The organism is Streptomyces sp. NPDC020917 (assembly GCF_044333795.1).
Classification (GTDB): domain Bacteria; phylum Actinomycetota; class Actinomycetes; order Streptomycetales; family Streptomycetaceae; genus Actinacidiphila.
In genome coordinates this window covers 517085-534447 of record NZ_JBIRRR010000004.1, presented here as the reverse complement: position 1 = coordinate 534447, position 17363 = coordinate 517085, and the positions used below count along the sequence as shown (strand labels likewise).

Below are 17363 nucleotides of genomic sequence, written 5' to 3'. Positions count from 1 at the left end.
CCGCCCGCGCGCCGGAGCCCGCCGGCCCGGCGGCGCCGCCGTTCCCGTGCCGTTGCGCGCCCCCCGACGCCTCCCCGCGCCGTGCGCCCCCGGATCCTTCGCCCCGCCGTCCGCCCCCGCGTACCGCCATGTCGGCGCCTCCCGCTGCCTCGCCCTGCGCTGCCCCCGCTTGCGCGAAAGCGCCCCGTTTCGTCCCACTTCGACGGTAGGCGGCAGATGATCTCGCGCCAAGATCGCGCGGGAAAAGCGCCCCTTCGCGCCCCCTCGCTTCACTCCGAGCGCCCGCCCGTTGGGGTGATTTCCGGGTCCGGCGTGGATAAGGACTGGTCAGGGGGTTTGACGGGGGGCCGTGGGGCGGGGCCGCTCAGGAGACAGGTGGCCCCGCCGCTCGGTACCGCGAGCAGCGGGGCGACGGGCCGGGTGTCCGCGCCTCCCGCGGACGGCAGGGCGACGGCGGGAGATCAGCGGGACCACGACGGGGCGGCGGACGGGAAACGGTCGGCGGGCAGCGCTACTGCGCGAACCCCGCGACGATCTTCGCCTTCCCCTTGTCCTCCTCGACCAGCGCGAGGAAGCGGCCGTCCGGCCCGAAGACGGCATGCGGCCCGGCGGGCAGCGCGGGCACGGCGATACGGACGCCGTGGCCCAGCAGCCGCGCCTGGTCGGCGTCGGCGTCCCAGCGAGGGAAGGCCGCGGCGGCCGCCTGCTCGATGGGCAGGACGGCGAACGACAGCTCCAGCTGCTCCAGCGTCCGCGCGCCGTCCAGGCCGTAGGGCCCGACACGGGTGCGGCGCAGTGCCGTCAGATGCCCGCCGGCGCCCAGTCCGGCGCCCAGGTCGCGGGCCAGCGCCCTGATGTAGGTGCCGGAGGAGCAGACGACGGTGACGTCCAGGTCGACGACCTCGGTGGCCGCGCCGGCCGCGTCGACGGCCTCCGCGCGCCGCATGTCCTGCACGGTGAACGAGGAGACGGTCACCGGACGCGCGGGGAGTTCGAAGTCCTCGCCCTCCCGCACCCGGGTGTACGACCGCACGCCGTTCACCTTGATCGCGCTGACCTTGGACGGCACCTGCTGGATGGGCCCGGTCAGCGCGGCGATGCCCGCGTCGACCGCCTCCCGGGTGACCGCGCCGACCGGGACGGAGGCGGTGACCTCGCCCTCCGCGTCGTCGGTCACGGTGGTCTGGCCCAGCCGGATGGTGGCGGCGTACTCCTTCTCGGTGAGCGCGAGGTGCCCGAGCAGCCGGGTGGCCTTCTCGACGCCGATGATCAGCACGCCGGTGGCCATCGGGTCGAGGGTCCCGGCGTGGCCGACCCGCCGCGTACCGGCCAGCCGCCGCATCCGGGACACCACGCCGTGCGAGGTGAGCCCACCGGGCTTGTCGACGATCACCAGCCCGGAAGGTCCCTGTGGACGACTCATGCCTTCGGGGAACCGTCCTCGTCGGAGGGCGCACCGGCGGTGCCGGCGGCCTCGCCCGCGTCGGCGGCCTCGGCCGCCTCCGCCTTCTCGTCGTCCTCGGCCGGCTTGCGGTACGGGTCGGCGTCGCCGGCGTACTGCGCGTCGGTCGCGGTCTTGCGGACCTGCTCGTCGGCCGCGCGGGCCTTGGCGAGCAGGTCGTCGATGGTGCGGGCGTTGTCCGGCAGGGCGTCGGCGACGAAGGCCAGCGTCGGCGTGAAGCGCACGCCCGTCTGCCGGCCGACCTCCGAGCGCAGCACGCCCTTGGCGCTCTCCAGGGCAGCCGCCGAGGCGGCCCGCTCCTCGTCGTCGCCGTAGACCGTGTAGAAGACCGTCGCCTCCCGCAGGTCACCGGTGACCCGGGTGTCGGTGATCGTCACGTACCCCAGCCGCGGGTCCTTGATCCGCCGCTGCAGGGTCTCCGCGACCACCACCCGGATGCGGTCCGCCAGCTTTCGGGCCCGCGCGGTGTCGGTCATCGTCTCCTTCTCTCTTCTTCGCGTTCAGGTGCGCGTGCAGACGCGCCGGTCAGTCCGTGACGGTGGTCGTGGGGGGTCCTCGGCGGCCCTGGGAGGCCGCCTCCGGTCGCCGGTGGCGCACCGGACCGCCGGCGGCCGTCAGTCGTCGTCACCGTGGATCCGCTGCCTGGCCGACAGCAGCTCCACCTCGGGCCGGGCGACCATCCAGCGCTCGCACCGGTCGAGGACGTCCTTGACATGCGCCAGATCGCCGGACACCACCGCGATCCCTATCTCGGCCCTGCGGTACAGATCCTGCCCGCCGGTCTCCGCCACGCTCACCCCGAACTTGCGGTGCAGCTCGGCGACGATCGGGCGGACGACGGACCTCTTCTCCTTCAGCGACCGTACGTCACCCATCAGCAGGTCGAAGCTCAGAGCACCTACGTACATGCCACCGAAGGTACAGGCGACGGCCGGGGCCGATCGACGGGATTTCGCCCGCCGACCGGCCCCGGACCGGTGTGTCACGCCTGTACGGCGTGCCGGATCAGCCGCGCGGCTTCTCCCGCATCTCGTACGTCGCGATGACATCGTCGATCTTGATGTCGTTGTAGTTGCCGAGGTTGATACCGCCCTCGTAACCCTCGCGGATCTCGGTGACATCGTCCTTGAAGCGGCGCAGGCCCTCGATGGTGAGGTTCTCCGCGACGACCTTGCCGTCGCGGAGCAGGCGGGCCTTGGTGTTGCGCCGCACCTCGCCGGAGCGCACCAGCACACCGGCGATGTTGCCGAGCTTGGAGGAGCGGAACACCTCGCGGATCTCGGCGGTGCCGAGCTCCACCTCCTCGTACTCGGGCTTGAGCATGCCCTTGAGCGCCGCCTCGATCTCCTCGATGGCCTGGTAGATCACCGAGTAGTAGCGGACGTCCACGCCTTCGCGCTCGGCCATCTGCGTGGCACGCCCCGCGGCGCGCACGTTGAAGCCGATCACGATGGCGTCGGAGCCGGTCGCCAGGTCGATGTCCGACTCGGTGACCGCACCCACGCCGCGGTGCAGCACGCGGATGTCGACCTCCTCGCCGACGTCGAGCTGCAAGAGCGAGGACTCCAGGGCCTCGACAGAACCGGACGCGTCGCCCTTGATGATGAGGTTGAGTTCCTGCACCTCACCGGCCTTGAGCGCCTCGTCCAGGTTCTCCAGCGAGAACCTGCGGCCCTTGCGGGCGAACGCGGCGTTGCGCTCGCGGGCGGCCCGCTTCTCGGCGATCTGGCGTGCCGTGCGGTCCTCGTCGACGACGATGAAGCTGTCGCCGGCGCCCGGGACGTTGGTCAGGCCGAGGACCTGGACCGGCGTCGAGGGGCCCGCCTCGTCGACGGTGTTGCCCGCGTCGTCGAGCATGGCGCGGACACGGCCGTAGGCGTCGCCGACGACCATGGTCTCGCCGACCCGCAGCGTGCCGCGCTGCACCAGGACGGTCGCGGTCGCGCCGCGGCCCTTGTCCAGGTGCGCCTCGATCGCGATGCCCTGCGCGCTCTGCTCCGGGTTGGCCCGGAGGTCCAGGGACGCGTCCGCGGTCAGGATGACCGCTTCGAGCAGGCTGTCGATGTGCAGGCCCTGCTTGGCGGAGATGTCGACGAACATGGTGTCGCCGCCGTACTCCTCGGCCACCAGCCCGTACTCGGTGAGCTGTCCGCGCACCTTGGTCGGGTCGGCACCCTCGACGTCGATCTTGTTGACCGCGACGACGATCGGCACGTCGGCCGCCTTGGCGTGGTTCAGCGCCTCGACGGTCTGCGGCATCACGCCGTCGTTGGCCGCCACGACCAGGATCGCGATGTCGGTCGACTTCGCACCGCGGGCACGCATGGCGGTGAACGCCTCGTGACCCGGGGTGTCGATGAAGGTGATCCTGCGCTCTTCGTCGTTGACCTCGGTCGTGACCTGGTAGGCACCGATGTGCTGGGTGATGCCGCCGGCCTCGCCCGCGACCACGTTGGTCTTGCGGATCGCGTCGAGCAGGCGGGTCTTGCCGTGGTCGACGTGACCCATGACGGTGACCACCGGAGGCCGCGAGACCAGGGCCTCTTCGCCGCCCTCGTCCTCGCCGAACTCGATGTCGAAGGACTCGAGCAGCTCGCGGTCCTCCTCCTCCGGGCTGACGATCTCCAGCACGTAGTTCATCTCGCCGGCGAGCAGCTCCAGGGTGGAGTCCGACACCGACTGGGTGGCCGTGACCATCTCACCGAGGTTGAGCATCACCTGGACGAGCGACGCCGGGTTGGCGTTGATCTTCTCGGCGAAGTCGGTGAGGGAGGCACCGCGCGACAGGCGCACGGTCTGGCCGTTGCCGCGGGGCAGCAGCACGCCGCCCACGGACGGGGCCTGCATGGCCTCGTACTCCTGGCGCCTCTGACGCTTGCTCTTACGGCCGCGCGCCGGACGTCCGCCCGGGCCGCGACCGAACGCGCCCTGCGTGCCGCCACGACCGCCCGGGCCGCCGGGACGGCCGCCGAAGCCGCCGGGGCGCGGACCGAAGCCGCCACCGCCGCCGGGGGCGCCGCCACCGCCGGGACGACCGCCGAAGCCGCCGCCACCGCCCGGACGACCGCCGCCGCCGGGACCCGCGGGACGGCCGGCGAAGCCGCCGCCGCCCGGACGACCGCCGGGACCGCCGGAACGGCCACCGGGACCACCGCCGGGACGACCGCCGGGACCACCCGGACGGCCGCCGGGGCCACCGGTGGACGACGGGCGCTGCGGCATCATGCCGGGGTTCGGGCGCGGGCCCGAGGACTGCGGACGGGGCATGCCGCCGGGGGACGGACGACCGGCGCCCGGACCGCCCTGGCCGCCGGGCGCACCCGGACGGGGGGCGCCACCGGGGCGCGGACCGCCGCCGCCGGGACCGGCGGGACGCGGGGCACCGCCCTGGCCGCCACCGGGACGCGGCGCGCCACCCGGGCGCGGCATGCCGGTGGAGCCGGACGAGGTGAACGGGTTGTTACCGGGACGCGGGCCGGCGGGACGCGCGGCACCGCCCGGACGCGGGGCACCCTGGCCGGACGGGCGCCCGCCGGAACGGGACGCGCCGCCCTCGCCGCGCTGCTGGCCCTGGCCGGGACCGGCCGGACGGGCCGGACGCGGGCCGGGGGTGGCACCGGGACGCGGGCTCGGGGCCGCCGGGGTCGACGGCGCCTGGAACTCGGCGGCCGGCACGGGGGCCGACGGCGCGGGCTTGGGCGCCGGCTTGGGGCCGGGGCGCGGGCCGGGCGCCGGCGCGGAGCCGGTGCTCGGGGCGGCCGGAGCCGCGGGGGTGGTGGGGGTGGTGGGGCCGCCCGGCTTCGGCGCCTGGGCAGCAGGACGAGCCGGCGCACCCGGGGTCGGGGCCGGCTTCGAGGGCGCCGCCTTGCGCGGCGCGGACGGCTTGGCAGCGGACTTGCCGGCGGCGGGGCCACCGGATCCCTGGAAAGCGTCAGTCAGTTTGCGAACAACCGGCGCCTCGATCGTCGAGGACGCCGAACGGACGAATTCGCCGAGTTCCTGGAGCTTGGCCATGACGACCTTGCTCTCGACTCCCATCTCCTTGGCGAGTTCGTATACCCGGACCTTAGCCACTTCGCTCCTTCTAGGTCCGGGGTGGTCGTCCGCCGGACCGTCGCTACTTCATGGGCGTACTCATCGCGTACTCATCGAGTGCTCATCGCAATCTCGACCTACTTCCATCTCGCGAGGTACCTGACCGCACGGTGTTGCCCGTGCCGTACTTCTTCTTCCTACGGGGCTGCCTGCTCGACATACCGGCGCAACACCGCGGTGTCGGGCGCCACCGGTCCTCTGAAGGCCCGGGCGAACGCCCGGCGGCGGACCGCCAGGTCAAGACAGGCAAGGGCGGGATGCAGATAAGCACCCCGACCGGGCAGCGTACCGCGATGATCGGGAACGCACGCATCCCCGACCGCCGCCACACGCAGCAGATCGCTCTTGGCCGCTCGCTTCCGGCACCCGACGCACGTGCGCTCCGGGCATGCTGGGTTCAGCGTCCGACCAGACACCCTTCAGTCTACCTCCCCGCACCGACCTCACTCCTTCGAGTGGGTCAGCGCACGGTTGTTCGTCTGCCATCTGCCCGGCGGTTGGCCGGATTCAGTCCTGCGGCTGCTCCGTGTCGGGACGGATGTCGATCCGCCAGCCGGTGAGCCGGGCCGCCAGCCGGGCGTTCTGCCCTTCCTTCCCGATCGCCAGCGAGAGCTGGTAGTCGGGGACGGTGACCCGGGACGAGCGGGCCGCGAAGTCGACCACCTCGACCTTGGACACCCGGGCCGGCGACAGCGCGTTCGCCACCATCTCCGCCGGGTCGTCGGACCAGTCGACGATGTCGATCTTCTCGCCGTTCAGCTCGGCCATGACCGCCCGCACCCGGGCGCCCATCGGGCCGATGCAGGCGCCCTTGGCGTTGAGGCCCGAGCGGTTCGAGCGGACCGCGATCTTGGTGCGGTGGCCGGCCTCGCGGGCGATCGCCTCGATGACCACCGAGCCGTCGGCGATCTCCGGGACCTCCAGGGCGAAGAGCTTCTTCACCAGGTTCGGGTGGGTGCGCGAGAGGGTCACCGACGGGCCGCGCACGCCCTTGGCGACCCGCACGACGTAGGAGCGCAGCCGGGTGCCGTGGCCGTAGTCCTCGCCGGGCACCTGCTCCTGCACCGGCAGGATGGCCTCCAGCTTGCCGATGTCGACCAGCACGTTCTTCGGGTCCTTGCCCTGCTGGACCACTCCGGTGACGATGTCGCCCTCGCGGCCCGCGTACTCGCCGAACGTCACGTCGTCCTCGGCGTCGCGCAGCCGCTGCAGGATCACCTGCTTGGCGGTCGACGCGGCGATCCGGCCGAAGCCGGACGGGGTGTCGTCGAACTCGCGCGGCTCGGCGCCCTCCCCCGCCTCCTCGGGCTCCTCGGTGGCCCACACGGTGACGTGGCCGGTGTGCCGGTCCAGCTCCACGCGCGCCTTGCGGTGGCTGCCGGGCTCGCGGTGGTACGCGATGAGGAGGGCCGACTCGATGGCCTCGACGAGCAGGTCGAACGAGATCTGCCGCTCCGTCACCAAGCCCCGCAGGGCCTTCATGTCGATGTCCACGGCTACGCCTCCTCAGTGCTCTCGTCGATGCTGTCCTCGGCGTCGCCGTCGGCCTGCGCCTCGCCGTCCGCCTTCCGGCTGAACTCGACCTCGACCCGGGCCCGGGCGATGTCCGCGAACTCCACGCGGTCCGGCTTGGGCTTGCGGCCCTTGACGCCGGGCACCTCCAGGTCCAGACCGGTGTCGTCCACCGTCATGATCCGCGCGATCAGCTCTCCGCGCTCCTTGAGCTGCAGCTTGACCAGCCGGCCCGCGTTACGCCGGAAGTGTCGCGGCTCGGTGAGCGGGCGGTCGGTGCCGGGCGAGCTGACCTCGAGCAGGTACTCCTGCTCGCCCATGACGTCGGACTCGTCGAGCGCGGTGGAGACCTGCCGGCTGACCTCGGCCATCGCGTCCAGGTCCACACCCTCGTCGGAGTCGACCACCACCAGCAGCTGGCGCCGCCGTCCGGCCGCGGAGACCGTGATCTCCTCCAGTTCCAGGCCCGCCGTCTCGACGAGCGGCTCAAGCAGCGCGCGCAGCCTCTCGCTCTGGGTGGTGCTCATCCGGGTGACTCCTCGGCCGCGTCTGCTGTTGTCATGGAAGGTCGCGTGTACGGACAAGGCTACCTGAGTTCACTGCTCCGTTTCGCCCGGCGGCCATGGAAACGCAGGGGTCCGGCAACGGGCCGGACCGAGGGGTGCGACCGGGGGAAAAGAACGGTCGACCCCGCCGTAGAATCCCGTCATGATCCCCCGGGTGGCACGCCTGAGCAGGCGAAGTGTGGTGGCTGTGGCGGCTGTCGGGGCCGCGGCCGGATGTTCGGGGGGCTCGCGGGACGGGGACGGCCGGGACAAGGCGCCGGCGCCCGGAACGGTGGAGCGGGCGCGGGCGGCGCGCGACAGCCTGACGCTGCTCGGGCAGTACGACGCGGCGCTTGCCGCGCACCCTGGACTCGCGGGGCGTCTGACCCCGCTGCGGGCCCAAGTGGCCCTGCACGCCTCGGCGTTCGGCGGGAGGCTGCCGGCGCCTGCGGGCTCGGCGACGCCCTCCGCGTCCTCGTCGGGGCGCGGCGCCTCGGGCCGTCCGTCCACCGCGCCGCCGGCCTCGCCCACCCCGCGTCCGGGGGCGCCCTCGGCGTCCCCCACCCCCCAGTCCCCGGCCGCGGCGCTGGCGGCGCTCGCCGCGGCGGAGCGGGCGCTGGCCGACCGCAGGGCCGCGGCCCTGCTGACCGTGCCGGGCGAGCTGGCCCGGCTGATGGCGTCGGTGGCCGCCGCCGGCGCCGCCCACGTCGTCCTGCTGACCCCGGGAGCGCACACGGCATGAGCGGTACCAGCAGCCCGAGCCCGACGGGCGGCGGGCGCCCAGCGGGCACTCCTGCCCCGGGCAGCAGCAGCGCCCGCCCGGCCGCGGGGCCGGTCCTGGCCGCCGCGCAGGCGGCGCTGGCCGCGGAGCACGCCGCGGTGTACGGCTACGGCGTGGTCGGCGCGCGGGCGGCGGCAGGACGCCAGGCCGAGGTGCGCCAGGCGTACGACGCGCACCGCGCGGCCCGCGACGCCCTGGCCCGCACCGTCGCGGATCTCGGCGGCACACCGGTGGCCGCCGCGGCCGGCTACCGGCTGCCCTTCCCGGTGCCGGACGCGGCCGCGGCCCTGCGGCTGGCGGCGTATCTGGAGGACCGGCTCGCGGGCGCGTACGGCGATCTGGTGCGGGCCGCGACCGGGGACGTGCGGGGCGACGCGGCCGCCGCGCTGCGTCAGGCGGCGGTGCGCGCCGTCCGCTGGAGCGGCGACAGCGTAGCCTTCCCGGGGTTGGCGGAGCGCGGCTGAGCCCGGCTGGGCACCCCGCCGCCGACCGCACGGACACGGAGGGAACGCAGCGCGATGGGTTCAGTGGCGGACGACGGCCGGCCGGGACGCGTGGATCTGGCACCGCCGGAGCGGCTGGCCCGTACCGTCGCGGCCTGGGAGGGCGAGGCGGGCCTGCAGTGGCTCGAGCGGCTTCCCGGGCAGGTCGCCGGGTATCTGGAGCGCTGGCGGCTGACCCCCGAGCGGGTGTTCGCGGCGGGCGGCCAGATCAGCATGATCGTCCTGGTCAGGGCCGAGGACGGGTCGCCCGCGGTGCTCAAGGTCGGCATGGTCAACCGGGAGACGGCCCAGGAGCACGCGGCCCTCGCGCACTGGGACGGGCGGGGCGCGGTGCGGCTGCTGCAGGCGGACGCCGAGCGCGGCGCGCTGCTGCTGGAGCGACTGCAGGCCGACGTCTCGCTGCGCTCGCTGGCCGAGGCGCGGGCGATGCTGGAGGCCGAGGCGGTGCTCCAGCGACTGTGGGTGCCGCCGGCCGGCGGGCACCCCTTCACGTCGGTGGCGGAGTACACGGAGTACCTGGCCGGGACGCTGCGCGAGCGGCGGGACCGGGACTGGGCGGCGGACGCCCGGCCGCTGATCGACGAGGCGCTGGCGCTGCGCGACGAGTTGCTCGCGAGCGCGCCCGAGGAGTTCCTGCTGCACGGCGACTACCACCACGGCAACGTGCTGGCCGGCGAGCGGATGGCGTGGCTGGCCATCGACCCCAAGCCGCTGGTCGGCGAGCGGGCGTACGACCTGGCGTGGCTGGCGCGGGACCGGCTCTCCACGCTGGCCGCGCAGCCGGGTTCGCGGTCCGCGGCCAGGCGGCGGGTCGCCAAGCTGGCGTCGGCCCTGGACGTGGACCCCGAACGGCTGCGCGGCTGGGCGCTGTTCCGGTCGGTGGAGGCCGGGGTGTGGTCCCTGTCGGTCGGTGACCGCGAACCCGGCGAGCTGCTGCTGGAGTTCGCCGGCTGGCTGTGAGCACGGCGGCGCCGGGCCGCCGGCCGGCCTGACGAACCTGCCGCGCCGGAACGGGACTTGGCGGTTCGTTCGTCAGGCGGTGAGCAGCTTGAGCGCTTCGGCCAGTTGCAGCTCGCGGCGTTCCCCGGTGCGGCGGTCCTTCACCTCGACGTACCCCTGTGCCGCGCGGCGCCCGGCGATGAGGACGGTCGGCACGCCCAGCAGGTCGGCGTCGGCGAACTTGGCGCCCGGCGAGACCCCGGCCCGGTCGTCCAGCAGCACCCGCAGTCCGGCGACGTGCAGGGCGTCGGCGGCCAGGGCGGCGAGTTCGGTCTGCGCGGCCTTGCCCGCGGCGACGACGTGGACGTCGGCCGGCGCGACCTCGCGGGGCCAGCACAGCCCCTGCGCGTCCGCGGTCTGCTCGGCCAGCGCGGCCACCGCGCGGGAGATGCCGATGCCGTAGGAGCCCATGGTGACGCGGACCGGCTTGCCGTCCCGGCCGAGGACGTCGACCTGGAGGGTGTCGGTGTACTTGCGGCCCAGCTGGAAGATGTGGCCGATCTCGATGGCCCGTCCCAGGGTCAGGCCGGCGCCGCAGCGGGGGCAGGGGTCGCCGTCCTGCACGGTGACCACGTCGAGGTGGCGGTCGACCTGGAAGTCGCGGCCGCACACCACGTTCGCGGCGTGCCGGCCGGGCTTGTTGGCGCCGGTGATCCAGGCGGTGCCGGGGGCGACGCGGGGGTCGGCCAGGTACGGGACGCGCAGGCCCTGGGGGCCGACGTAGCCGCGGACGAGGTCGGGGCGGGCGGCGAAGTCCTCCGCGGTCACCAGCGCGACCTCCGCGGGCGCCAGGTGCTCGGCGAGCTTGCCGAGGTCCACCTCGCGGTCGCCGGGCACGCCCACCGCGGTGATCTCGCCGTCCACGGTGACCAGCAGGTTCTTCAGGGTGGCCGAGGCCGGTACGCCCAGGTGGGCGGCGAGCGTCTCGATGGTGGGCGTGTCGGGGGTGTCCAGCTCCTCGACGGGCCCGGGGTCGACGGCGGCGGGCACGGCCGCGGTGAAGGCGACCGCCTCGGTGTTGGCGGCGTAGTCGCACGCGGGGCAGTCCGCGAAGGTGTCCTCGCCCGCGGCGGCGGGCGCCAGGAACTCCTCGGAGGCCGATCCGCCCATGGCGCCGGACACCGCGGACACGATCCGGTAGTCCAGGCCGAGCCGGCGGAAGATCCGCTCGTACGTCTCGCGGTGCAGCCGGTACGCCTCGGCGAGCCCCTCCTCTCCGGTGTCGAAGGAGTAGGCGTCCTTCATCTGGAACTCGCGCCCGCGCAGCACCCCGGAGCGGGGCCTGGCCTCGTCGCGGTACTTCGTCTGGATCTGGTAGAGGATCACCGGCAGGTCCTTGTACGAGGAGACCTGGTCCTTCACCAACTGGGTGAAGATCTCCTCGTGGGTGGGCCCGAGCACGTAGGCGGTGCCCTTGCGGTCGGTGAGCCGGAAGAGCAGGTCGCCGTACTCCTCGGCGCGGCCGGTGGCCTCGTACGCCTCCCGGGGCAGCAGCGCGGGCAGCAGCACCTCCTGGCCGCCGATGGCGTCCATCTCCTCGCGGACGATCCGCGTCACGTTGTCCAGCACCCGCTTGCCCAGCGGCAGCCAGCTCCACATGCCGGCCGACGAGCGCCGCACGTACCCGGCCCGCACGAGCAGCTTGTGGCTGGTCGTCTCGGCGTCGGCCGGGGCGTCGCGCAGCGTCTTGAGCAGCAGTCGGGACATGCGCTGGACCATGGCGGGCCTCCGGTGGGGCTTCAGGTGCTGAGGGTCCGGCGAGGATACCGGCGCCGCGGTGGCCGGACGTACCGGTTATTCCCGCCCGTCCCGGGCACCGGGCAGCGGCATCCGGCCGCGGCGCAGCAGGGGCAGTGGCGCGCCCATCACCGCGTACGGCCGGCTGGCGCTGGGGAAGTGCACCGGGCGGGCCAGGTCGCGGTAGCCCAGATGGTGGTACAGGTGCCGGGCCGGGCTGTCGCCGTCGATCGCCGACAGGATGCTGCGTGGCTCGGTGGCGGTGTCGGTGATCTCGGTGATCAGCCGGCGCCCGATGCCGCGGCCCTGGAAGTCGGGCAGCACGTGCAGTTCGGTGATGACGAACGCGTCGTCGAGCCAGTGGTCGTTGCCGGTCCGGCGCAGGTACGGCTGGACGACACTGGACCACCAGTGGGTGCGGTCGTTGGGCAGGCCGTAGACGAAGCCGACGAGCCGCCCCGCGGCGGTCTGTGCGCCGAAGGCGCGGGCCCCCGGGACGCCCAGGTGCCGCAGCACGATCTGCCGGCGGATGGCGACCTCTTCGGGCCCGAGCCCGAAGGCGACCGCCTGTACGGCCAGCGCCTCGTCGACGCGTGCGGCGAGGTCGAGCGGGCCGACCACCACGTTCTCCATGTCCGGCGACCCTACCGGTGCGGGCCGCCCCGCCTCGCCACGCACCCAGGATCCGGACACCGCGGCTCCGGTCGGCGGAGGCCGGCCCCCGCGGGACGCCGCAGGTCCCGGGCCGCCGGCGCCTGGGCCGTGCCAGACCCCGCGGGGCAGGCGGGATGGGTCGGAGACGGCCTAGAACAGCACGCTCATGAACGCGCCGACCTCGGTGAAGCCGACCCGGCGGTAGGCGGCGCGGGCGGGCACGTTGAAGTCGTTGACGTAGAGGCTGACCACGGGGGCCACGTCGTGCAGCGCGTAGTGCAGCACCGCCGCCATGCCCGTCTCGGACAGGCCGCGGCCGCGGTGCGCCGGCGCCACCCACACGCCCTGGATCTGGCAGCTGTGCCGGGTGACCGCGCCGATCTCCGCCTTGAAGACCACCTGGCCGTCCTCGATGCGGGCGAAGGCGCGGCCGGTGGAGACCAGTTCGGCGACCCGCGCCTGGTAGAGCAGGCCGCCGTCCCCGGCGAGCGGGGACACCCCGACCTCCTCGGTGAACATCGCCACGCAGGCCGGCAGGATCACGTCCATCTCGTCCCGCCGCACCCGGCGCACCAGCGGGTCGGGCGCGACCTCGGCGGGCAGCGCACGGGTCGTCATCAGCGGCTGGTGGGTGCGGATCTCGCGGGCCGGCCCCCAGTGCGGTGCGAGCTGCGCCCACAGGTCGGCGGTGGCCTCGGCCGGGCCGACGATGGACGAGCAGCGGCGGCCGGCCCGCCGGGCGCGCTCGGCGAACGCCCGGACGGCCTCCGGAGTGGCGCAGATCGGGACCAGGTTGGCCCCGGCGTAGCACAGCGAGGTGAGCCGGCCGCCGGAGTACCAGCCCCACATCTCACCGCCGAGCCGCCACGGGTCCAGGCCGGCGATGGTGACCCGCGAGGTCACGAAGGCGTTGGCCACCGGGTCGCGGTCGAGGACCGCGAGTGCGGCGTCCAGGTCTCCGGGTTCCAGGACTCGGGCAGTGGAGTGGGTCAGCATGCGGGCGCCTCACCGTGCGGGCCGCGGGCGACGGCAAACGATGGTCCCCGCACTTTACCTCCCGCGGGCGCGGCGGGTGGCCGGCCGGGTCCGCTTCAGGAGACGCTCACCTCGGGCTCGCCGGAGAACACGCCGTCGGCCTCCATCTGCTCGGCCAGCTTCATGGCCTCCTCGATCAGCGTCTCGACGATCTTCGACTCGGGCACGGTCTTGATGACCTCGCCCTTGACGAAGATCTGGCCCTTGCCGTTGCCGGAGGCGACGCCCAGGTCGGCCTCGCGGGCCTCGCCGGGGCCGTTGACGACACAGCCCATGACGGCGACGCGCAGCGGCACCTCCATGCCCTCCAGGCCCGCGGAGACCTGGTCGGCGAGCTTGTAGACGTCGACCTGGGCGCGGCCGCAGGACGGGCAGGAGACGATCTCCAGGCGGCGCTGGCGCAGGTTGAGCGACTCCAGGATCTGGATGCCGACCTTGACCTCCTCCGCCGGCGGCGCGGACAGCGAGACGCGGATGGTGTCGCCGATGCCCTCGGCCAGCAGCGCGCCGAAGGCGACCGCGGACTTGATGGTGCCCTGGAAGGCGGGGCCGGCCTCGGTGACGCCGAGGTGCAGCGGGTAGTCGCACTTCTGGGCGAGCAGCCGGTAGGCGTTCACCATCACGACCGGGTCGTTGTGCTTGACCGAGATCTTGATGTCGCGGAAGTCGTGCTCCTCGAAGAGCGACGCCTCCCACAGGGCGGACTCCACGAGGGCCTCGGGGGTGGCCTTGCCGTACTTCTCCAGCAGGCGGCGGTCCAGCGAGCCGGCGTTGACGCCGATCCGGATCGGCACGCCCGCGGCGGACGCGGCCTTGGCGATCTCCTTGACCTTGTCGTCGAACTGCTTGATGTTGCCGGGGTTGACGCGCACCGCGGCGCAGCCGGCGTCGATGGCGGCGAAGACGTACTTCGGCTGGAAGTGGATGTCGGCGATGACCGGGATCTGCGACTTGCGGGCGATCGTGGCGAGCGCGTCGGCGTCGTCCTGCGTCGGGCAGGCCACCCGGACGATCTGGCAGCCGGAGGCCGTCAGCTCGGCGATCTGCTGCAGCGTGGCGCCGATGTCGGAGGTCCGGGTGGTGGTCATCGACTGGACGGAGACGGGTGCGTCGCCGCCCACTGCGACGCTTCCGACCTGGATCTGACGGCTTTTGCGGCGGTCGGCGAGTCGGGTCGGAACTTCCGGCATACCGAGCGAAATCGCGGTCATCTGCGTGGCATCCCCTGGTGTGGATCGAGGTCCCGTCGTGGGCGGGCTCCGGGATCGAGGTTACGGCACCGCGCCCACGACTCTGACTCGGCTCAGGGCATTACGAACTCAGTTTGACCGGGTTGACCACATCTGCGATCAGAACCAGCAGGGTGAAGGACACGAAGATTCCGGCCACGACATAAGCGACCGGCATCAGCTTGGCGACGTCGAACGGCCCGGGGTCGGGCTTGCGGAAGACCCGCGCGGTGTGACGGCGGATCGCCTCCCACAGGGCGCCGGCGATGTGCCCGCCGTCCAGCGGCAGCAGCGGCAGCATGTTGAACAGGAACAGCGACAGGTTGAAGCCGGCGACCAGCATGACCATCGTCATGATGCGGTCGATGGCCGGCTCCTTCAGGGCGAACACCTCGCCGCCGACGCGGGCCGCGCCGACCACGCCCATCGGGGAGTCCTGCTTGCGCGGGGCGCCGTCGAACGCGGCCTTCCACAGGTCCGGGATGCGCTTGGGCAGGCTCACCAGGGACTCCACGCCCTGGCGGGCCATGTCGCCCATGTGGTTCACCGAGGCGCCGAAGCCGAGCTGCTCGATGTGGGTGGCGGGCGAGAAGCCGAGGAAGCCGGCCTTCACGGTGCCGTCGAGGTAGTTGCCGTCCTTGTCGGTCTTGGCGACGGTGTTGGTGGTGATCGTCGGGTGCAGGGTGACCTGCTTGCCGTCGCGGATCACCACGATGGTGGCCGGGCCGGCGCCGGTGCGGATGTCCTCCGACAGCTGCGCCCAGCCCTTGACCGGCTTCCCGTTGAAGCTCACGAACTCGTCGCCGGCCTTGAAGCCCGCGGTCTTGGCCGGCGCCACCGGGTCGTGCGAGGTGCAGGGGTTGTTCGGGTCCCGCTTGGAGGTGTCGGACTGGGAGATCACGCAGTCGCTGACCTGGCCGATGACCGTGGTGCGGGTGTTCACGCCGAAGCCCATGAAGACGCCGAGGAACAGCGCGACGGCCAGGATCAGGTTCATGAACGGCCCGGCGAACATCACGATGACGCGCTTCCACGGCTTGCGCGTGTAGAACAGCCGGGTCTCGTCCCCCGGCTGCAGCTCCTCGTAGGCGGCCGAGCGGGCGTCCTCGATCATGCTGCGCCACGGCGAGGTGGAGCGGGCGGTGATCCGGCCGTCCTCACCGGGCGGGAACATCCCGATCATGCGGATGTAGCCGCCGAGCGGGATGGCCTTGAAGCCGTACTCGGTGTCGCCCTTCTTCCGCGACCACAGGGTGGGGCCGAAGCCGACCATGTACTGGGGTACGCGGATCTTGAACATCTTGGCCGTCGAGAGGTGGCCGAGCTCGTGCCAGGCGATGGAGACCATCAGGCCCACGACGAAGACGACTATGCCGAGGACCGTCATGAGAGCCGTCATACGCGCGCTTCCTCCGATGCCTGTGCCAGTTCGCGGGCCCTGGCGCGGGCCCATGTCTCCGCTTCGAGGACGTGTCCGACGGTCAGCCGAGTTCCCTGCTCGGGTGTGCCGTGTTCCTCGACGACGCGGGCGACGGTGTCCATGATGCCCGTGAACGGCAGCCGGCCGGTCCTGAAGGCCTCGACGCATTCCTCGTTCGCCGCATTGAACACCGCCGGCGCGGTACTGCCCAGAGTGCCGACGTGCCGGGCCAGCGCGACCGAGGGGAAGGCCTCCTCGTCGAGCGGGAAGAACTCCCACGTCGAGGCGGTGGACCAGTCGAAGGCCGGGGCGGCGTCGGGCACCCGGTCGGGCCAGCCGAGGCCGAGCGCGATCGGCATCCGCATGTCGGGCGGGCTCGCCTGGGCCAGCGTCGAGCCGTCGGTGAATTCCACCATCGAGTGAACGTAGGACTGCGGGTGGACCACGACCTCGATCCGCTCGAACGGGATGTCGTAGAGCAGATGGGCCTCGATCACCTCCAGGCCCTTGTTCACCAGGGTGGCCGAGTTGATCGTGACGACCGGGCCCATGTCCCAGGTGGGGTGGGCCAGCGCCTCGGCGGGAGTGACCTTCGCCATCTGCGCGCGGGTGCGGCCGCGGAACGGGCCGCCGGAGGCGGTGACGACCAGCTTGCGGACCTCCGAGCGGGAGCCGGCGAGCAGCGCCTGGAACAGCGCGGAGTGCTCGGAGTCGACCGGCACGACCTGCCCAGGCTTGGCGAGCGCCTTGACCAGCGGCCCGCCGACGATCAGCGACTCCTTGTTCGCCAGGATCAGCACCCGGCCTGCCTCCAGCGCCGCCAGCGTCGGGAGCAGGCCGATCGAGCCGGTGATGCCGTTGAGGACCGAGTGGCACGGCAGCCGCGCCGCCTCGGCGGCGGCGTCCGGGCCGGCGAGGATCTCCGGCTGCCTCTCGGCGCCGTAGCGCGCGGCCAGCGCCTCCCGCACGGCGGGCACCGCGGACGCGTCGGCGACCGCGACGGTGTGCACTCCCAGCCGGTGGGCCTGCTCGGCGAGCAGCTCGGCCCGGCCGCCGGCCGCGGCGACCGCGACGACCCGGAAGCGGTCGGGGTTGCGCAGCACGACGTCGATCGCCTGGGTGCCGATCGAGCCGGTGGAGCCGAGGATCACGATCTCCCGGGGCCCGGCCTGCTCGGCGGCGGGCGGCCTGTGGTGCGGATCTGCGAGTGCGTCGGTCATGGGGTCATTGTGTCCTGCCCGCCTGAGAGACGGGTCAACGGGCGGGCGGCTCGGCGGGGGCGGGGGGGCGGCCCCGGGCCGGCCCCCCCCCCCCCCCCCGGGCGGGGGGGGGGGGGGGGGGCGGGGGCCCCCCCGGGGGCGCCCCCCCCCCCGGGGGGGGGCCCGGGGGCC

The 17363-nt window shown here is 73.5% G+C and carries 16 protein-coding genes; 3 read left to right on the top strand and 13 right to left on the bottom strand.

The window, feature by feature from the left end:
- Positions 1–511: 511 nt before the first annotated feature.
- The 7 genes from truB to rimP form a co-directional block, all read right to left on the bottom strand.
- Entirely contained in the window at positions 512–1423 is a 912-nt protein-coding gene (gene truB / locus ACH4TG_RS12235) for a tRNA pseudouridine(55) synthase TruB (RefSeq protein WP_398242094.1), read from the bottom strand.
- Positions 1420–1938, bottom strand: coding sequence for a 30S ribosome-binding factor RbfA (gene rbfA, locus ACH4TG_RS12230; protein ID WP_398242093.1), 519 nt, complete (start codon positions 1936–1938; stop codon positions 1420–1422). Before rbfA ends, truB begins: the two co-directional genes overlap by 4 nt.
- Before the next feature lie 138 nt (positions 1939–2076).
- Entirely contained in the window at positions 2077–2370 is a 294-nt protein-coding gene (locus ACH4TG_RS12225) for a DUF503 domain-containing protein (protein WP_398242092.1), read from the bottom strand.
- Between the two features lie 97 nt (positions 2371–2467).
- A complete protein-coding gene (infB, locus tag ACH4TG_RS12220) occupies positions 2468–5536 on the bottom strand; it encodes a translation initiation factor IF-2 (RefSeq protein WP_398242091.1) in 3069 nt (1022 codons plus the stop codon).
- A 158-nt stretch (positions 5537–5694) separates the two neighbouring features.
- The gene (locus ACH4TG_RS12215; protein ID WP_398242090.1) at positions 5695–5973 is read right to left on the bottom strand and encodes a YlxR family protein; all 279 of its coding nucleotides are present in this window, start codon (positions 5971–5973) and stop codon (positions 5695–5697) included.
- Positions 5974–6064: 91 nt separating this feature from the next.
- On the bottom strand, positions 6065–7051 hold the full coding sequence (nusA, locus tag ACH4TG_RS12210; RefSeq protein WP_398242089.1) for a transcription termination factor NusA: 987 nt from the start codon (positions 7049–7051) through the stop codon (positions 6065–6067).
- A gap of 2 nt (positions 7052–7053) precedes the next feature.
- On the bottom strand, positions 7054–7596 hold the full coding sequence (gene rimP / locus ACH4TG_RS12205; protein WP_398242088.1) for a ribosome maturation factor RimP: 543 nt from the start codon (positions 7594–7596) through the stop codon (positions 7054–7056).
- A gap of 226 nt (positions 7597–7822) precedes the next feature.
- On the opposite strand from rimP, the gene ACH4TG_RS12200 reads away from it, so the two are divergent.
- The 3 genes from ACH4TG_RS12200 to ACH4TG_RS12190 are packed head-to-tail and all read left to right on the top strand — an operon-like array spanning position 7823 to position 9858.
- Positions 7823–8356, top strand: a complete 534-nt coding sequence (locus ACH4TG_RS12200) for a hypothetical protein (protein ID WP_398242087.1) — start codon at positions 7823–7825, stop codon at positions 8354–8356.
- The gene (locus ACH4TG_RS12195; protein ID WP_398242086.1) at positions 8353–8859 is read left to right on the top strand and encodes a ferritin-like domain-containing protein; all 507 of its coding nucleotides are present in this window, start codon (positions 8353–8355) and stop codon (positions 8857–8859) included. Before ACH4TG_RS12200 ends, ACH4TG_RS12195 begins: the two co-directional genes overlap by 4 nt.
- Before the next feature lie 54 nt (positions 8860–8913).
- Positions 8914–9858, top strand: coding sequence for an aminoglycoside phosphotransferase family protein (locus ACH4TG_RS12190; RefSeq protein ID WP_398242085.1), 945 nt, complete (start codon positions 8914–8916; stop codon positions 9856–9858).
- A gap of 72 nt (positions 9859–9930) precedes the next feature.
- On the opposite strand, the gene ACH4TG_RS12185 is transcribed toward ACH4TG_RS12190, so the two are convergent.
- From ACH4TG_RS12185 to dxr, 6 genes are all read right to left on the bottom strand, one after another.
- Positions 9931–11616, bottom strand: a complete 1686-nt coding sequence (locus ACH4TG_RS12185; RefSeq protein ID WP_398242084.1) for a proline--tRNA ligase — start codon at positions 11614–11616, stop codon at positions 9931–9933.
- Positions 11617–11691: 75 nt separating this feature from the next.
- On the bottom strand, positions 11692–12267 hold the full coding sequence (locus ACH4TG_RS12180) for a GNAT family N-acetyltransferase (protein WP_398242083.1): 576 nt from the start codon (positions 12265–12267) through the stop codon (positions 11692–11694).
- Positions 12268–12438: 171 nt separating this feature from the next.
- Positions 12439–13284, bottom strand: coding sequence for a GNAT family N-acetyltransferase (locus ACH4TG_RS12175; RefSeq protein ID WP_398242082.1), 846 nt, complete (start codon positions 13282–13284; stop codon positions 12439–12441).
- A 95-nt stretch (positions 13285–13379) separates the two neighbouring features.
- Entirely contained in the window at positions 13380–14534 is a 1155-nt protein-coding gene (ispG, locus tag ACH4TG_RS12170; protein WP_398242081.1) for a flavodoxin-dependent (E)-4-hydroxy-3-methylbut-2-enyl-diphosphate synthase, read from the bottom strand.
- A gap of 100 nt (positions 14535–14634) precedes the next feature.
- Positions 14635–15951 (bottom strand): M50 family metallopeptidase, encoded by a 1317-nt coding sequence (locus tag ACH4TG_RS12165; protein WP_398242080.1) that lies wholly within the window; start codon positions 15949–15951, stop codon positions 14635–14637.
- Positions 15948–17192 (bottom strand): 1-deoxy-D-xylulose-5-phosphate reductoisomerase, encoded by a 1245-nt coding sequence (gene dxr / locus ACH4TG_RS12160; RefSeq protein ID WP_398242079.1) that lies wholly within the window; start codon positions 17190–17192, stop codon positions 15948–15950. Before dxr ends, ACH4TG_RS12165 begins: the two co-directional genes overlap by 4 nt.
- Positions 17193–17363 lie beyond the last annotated feature (171 nt).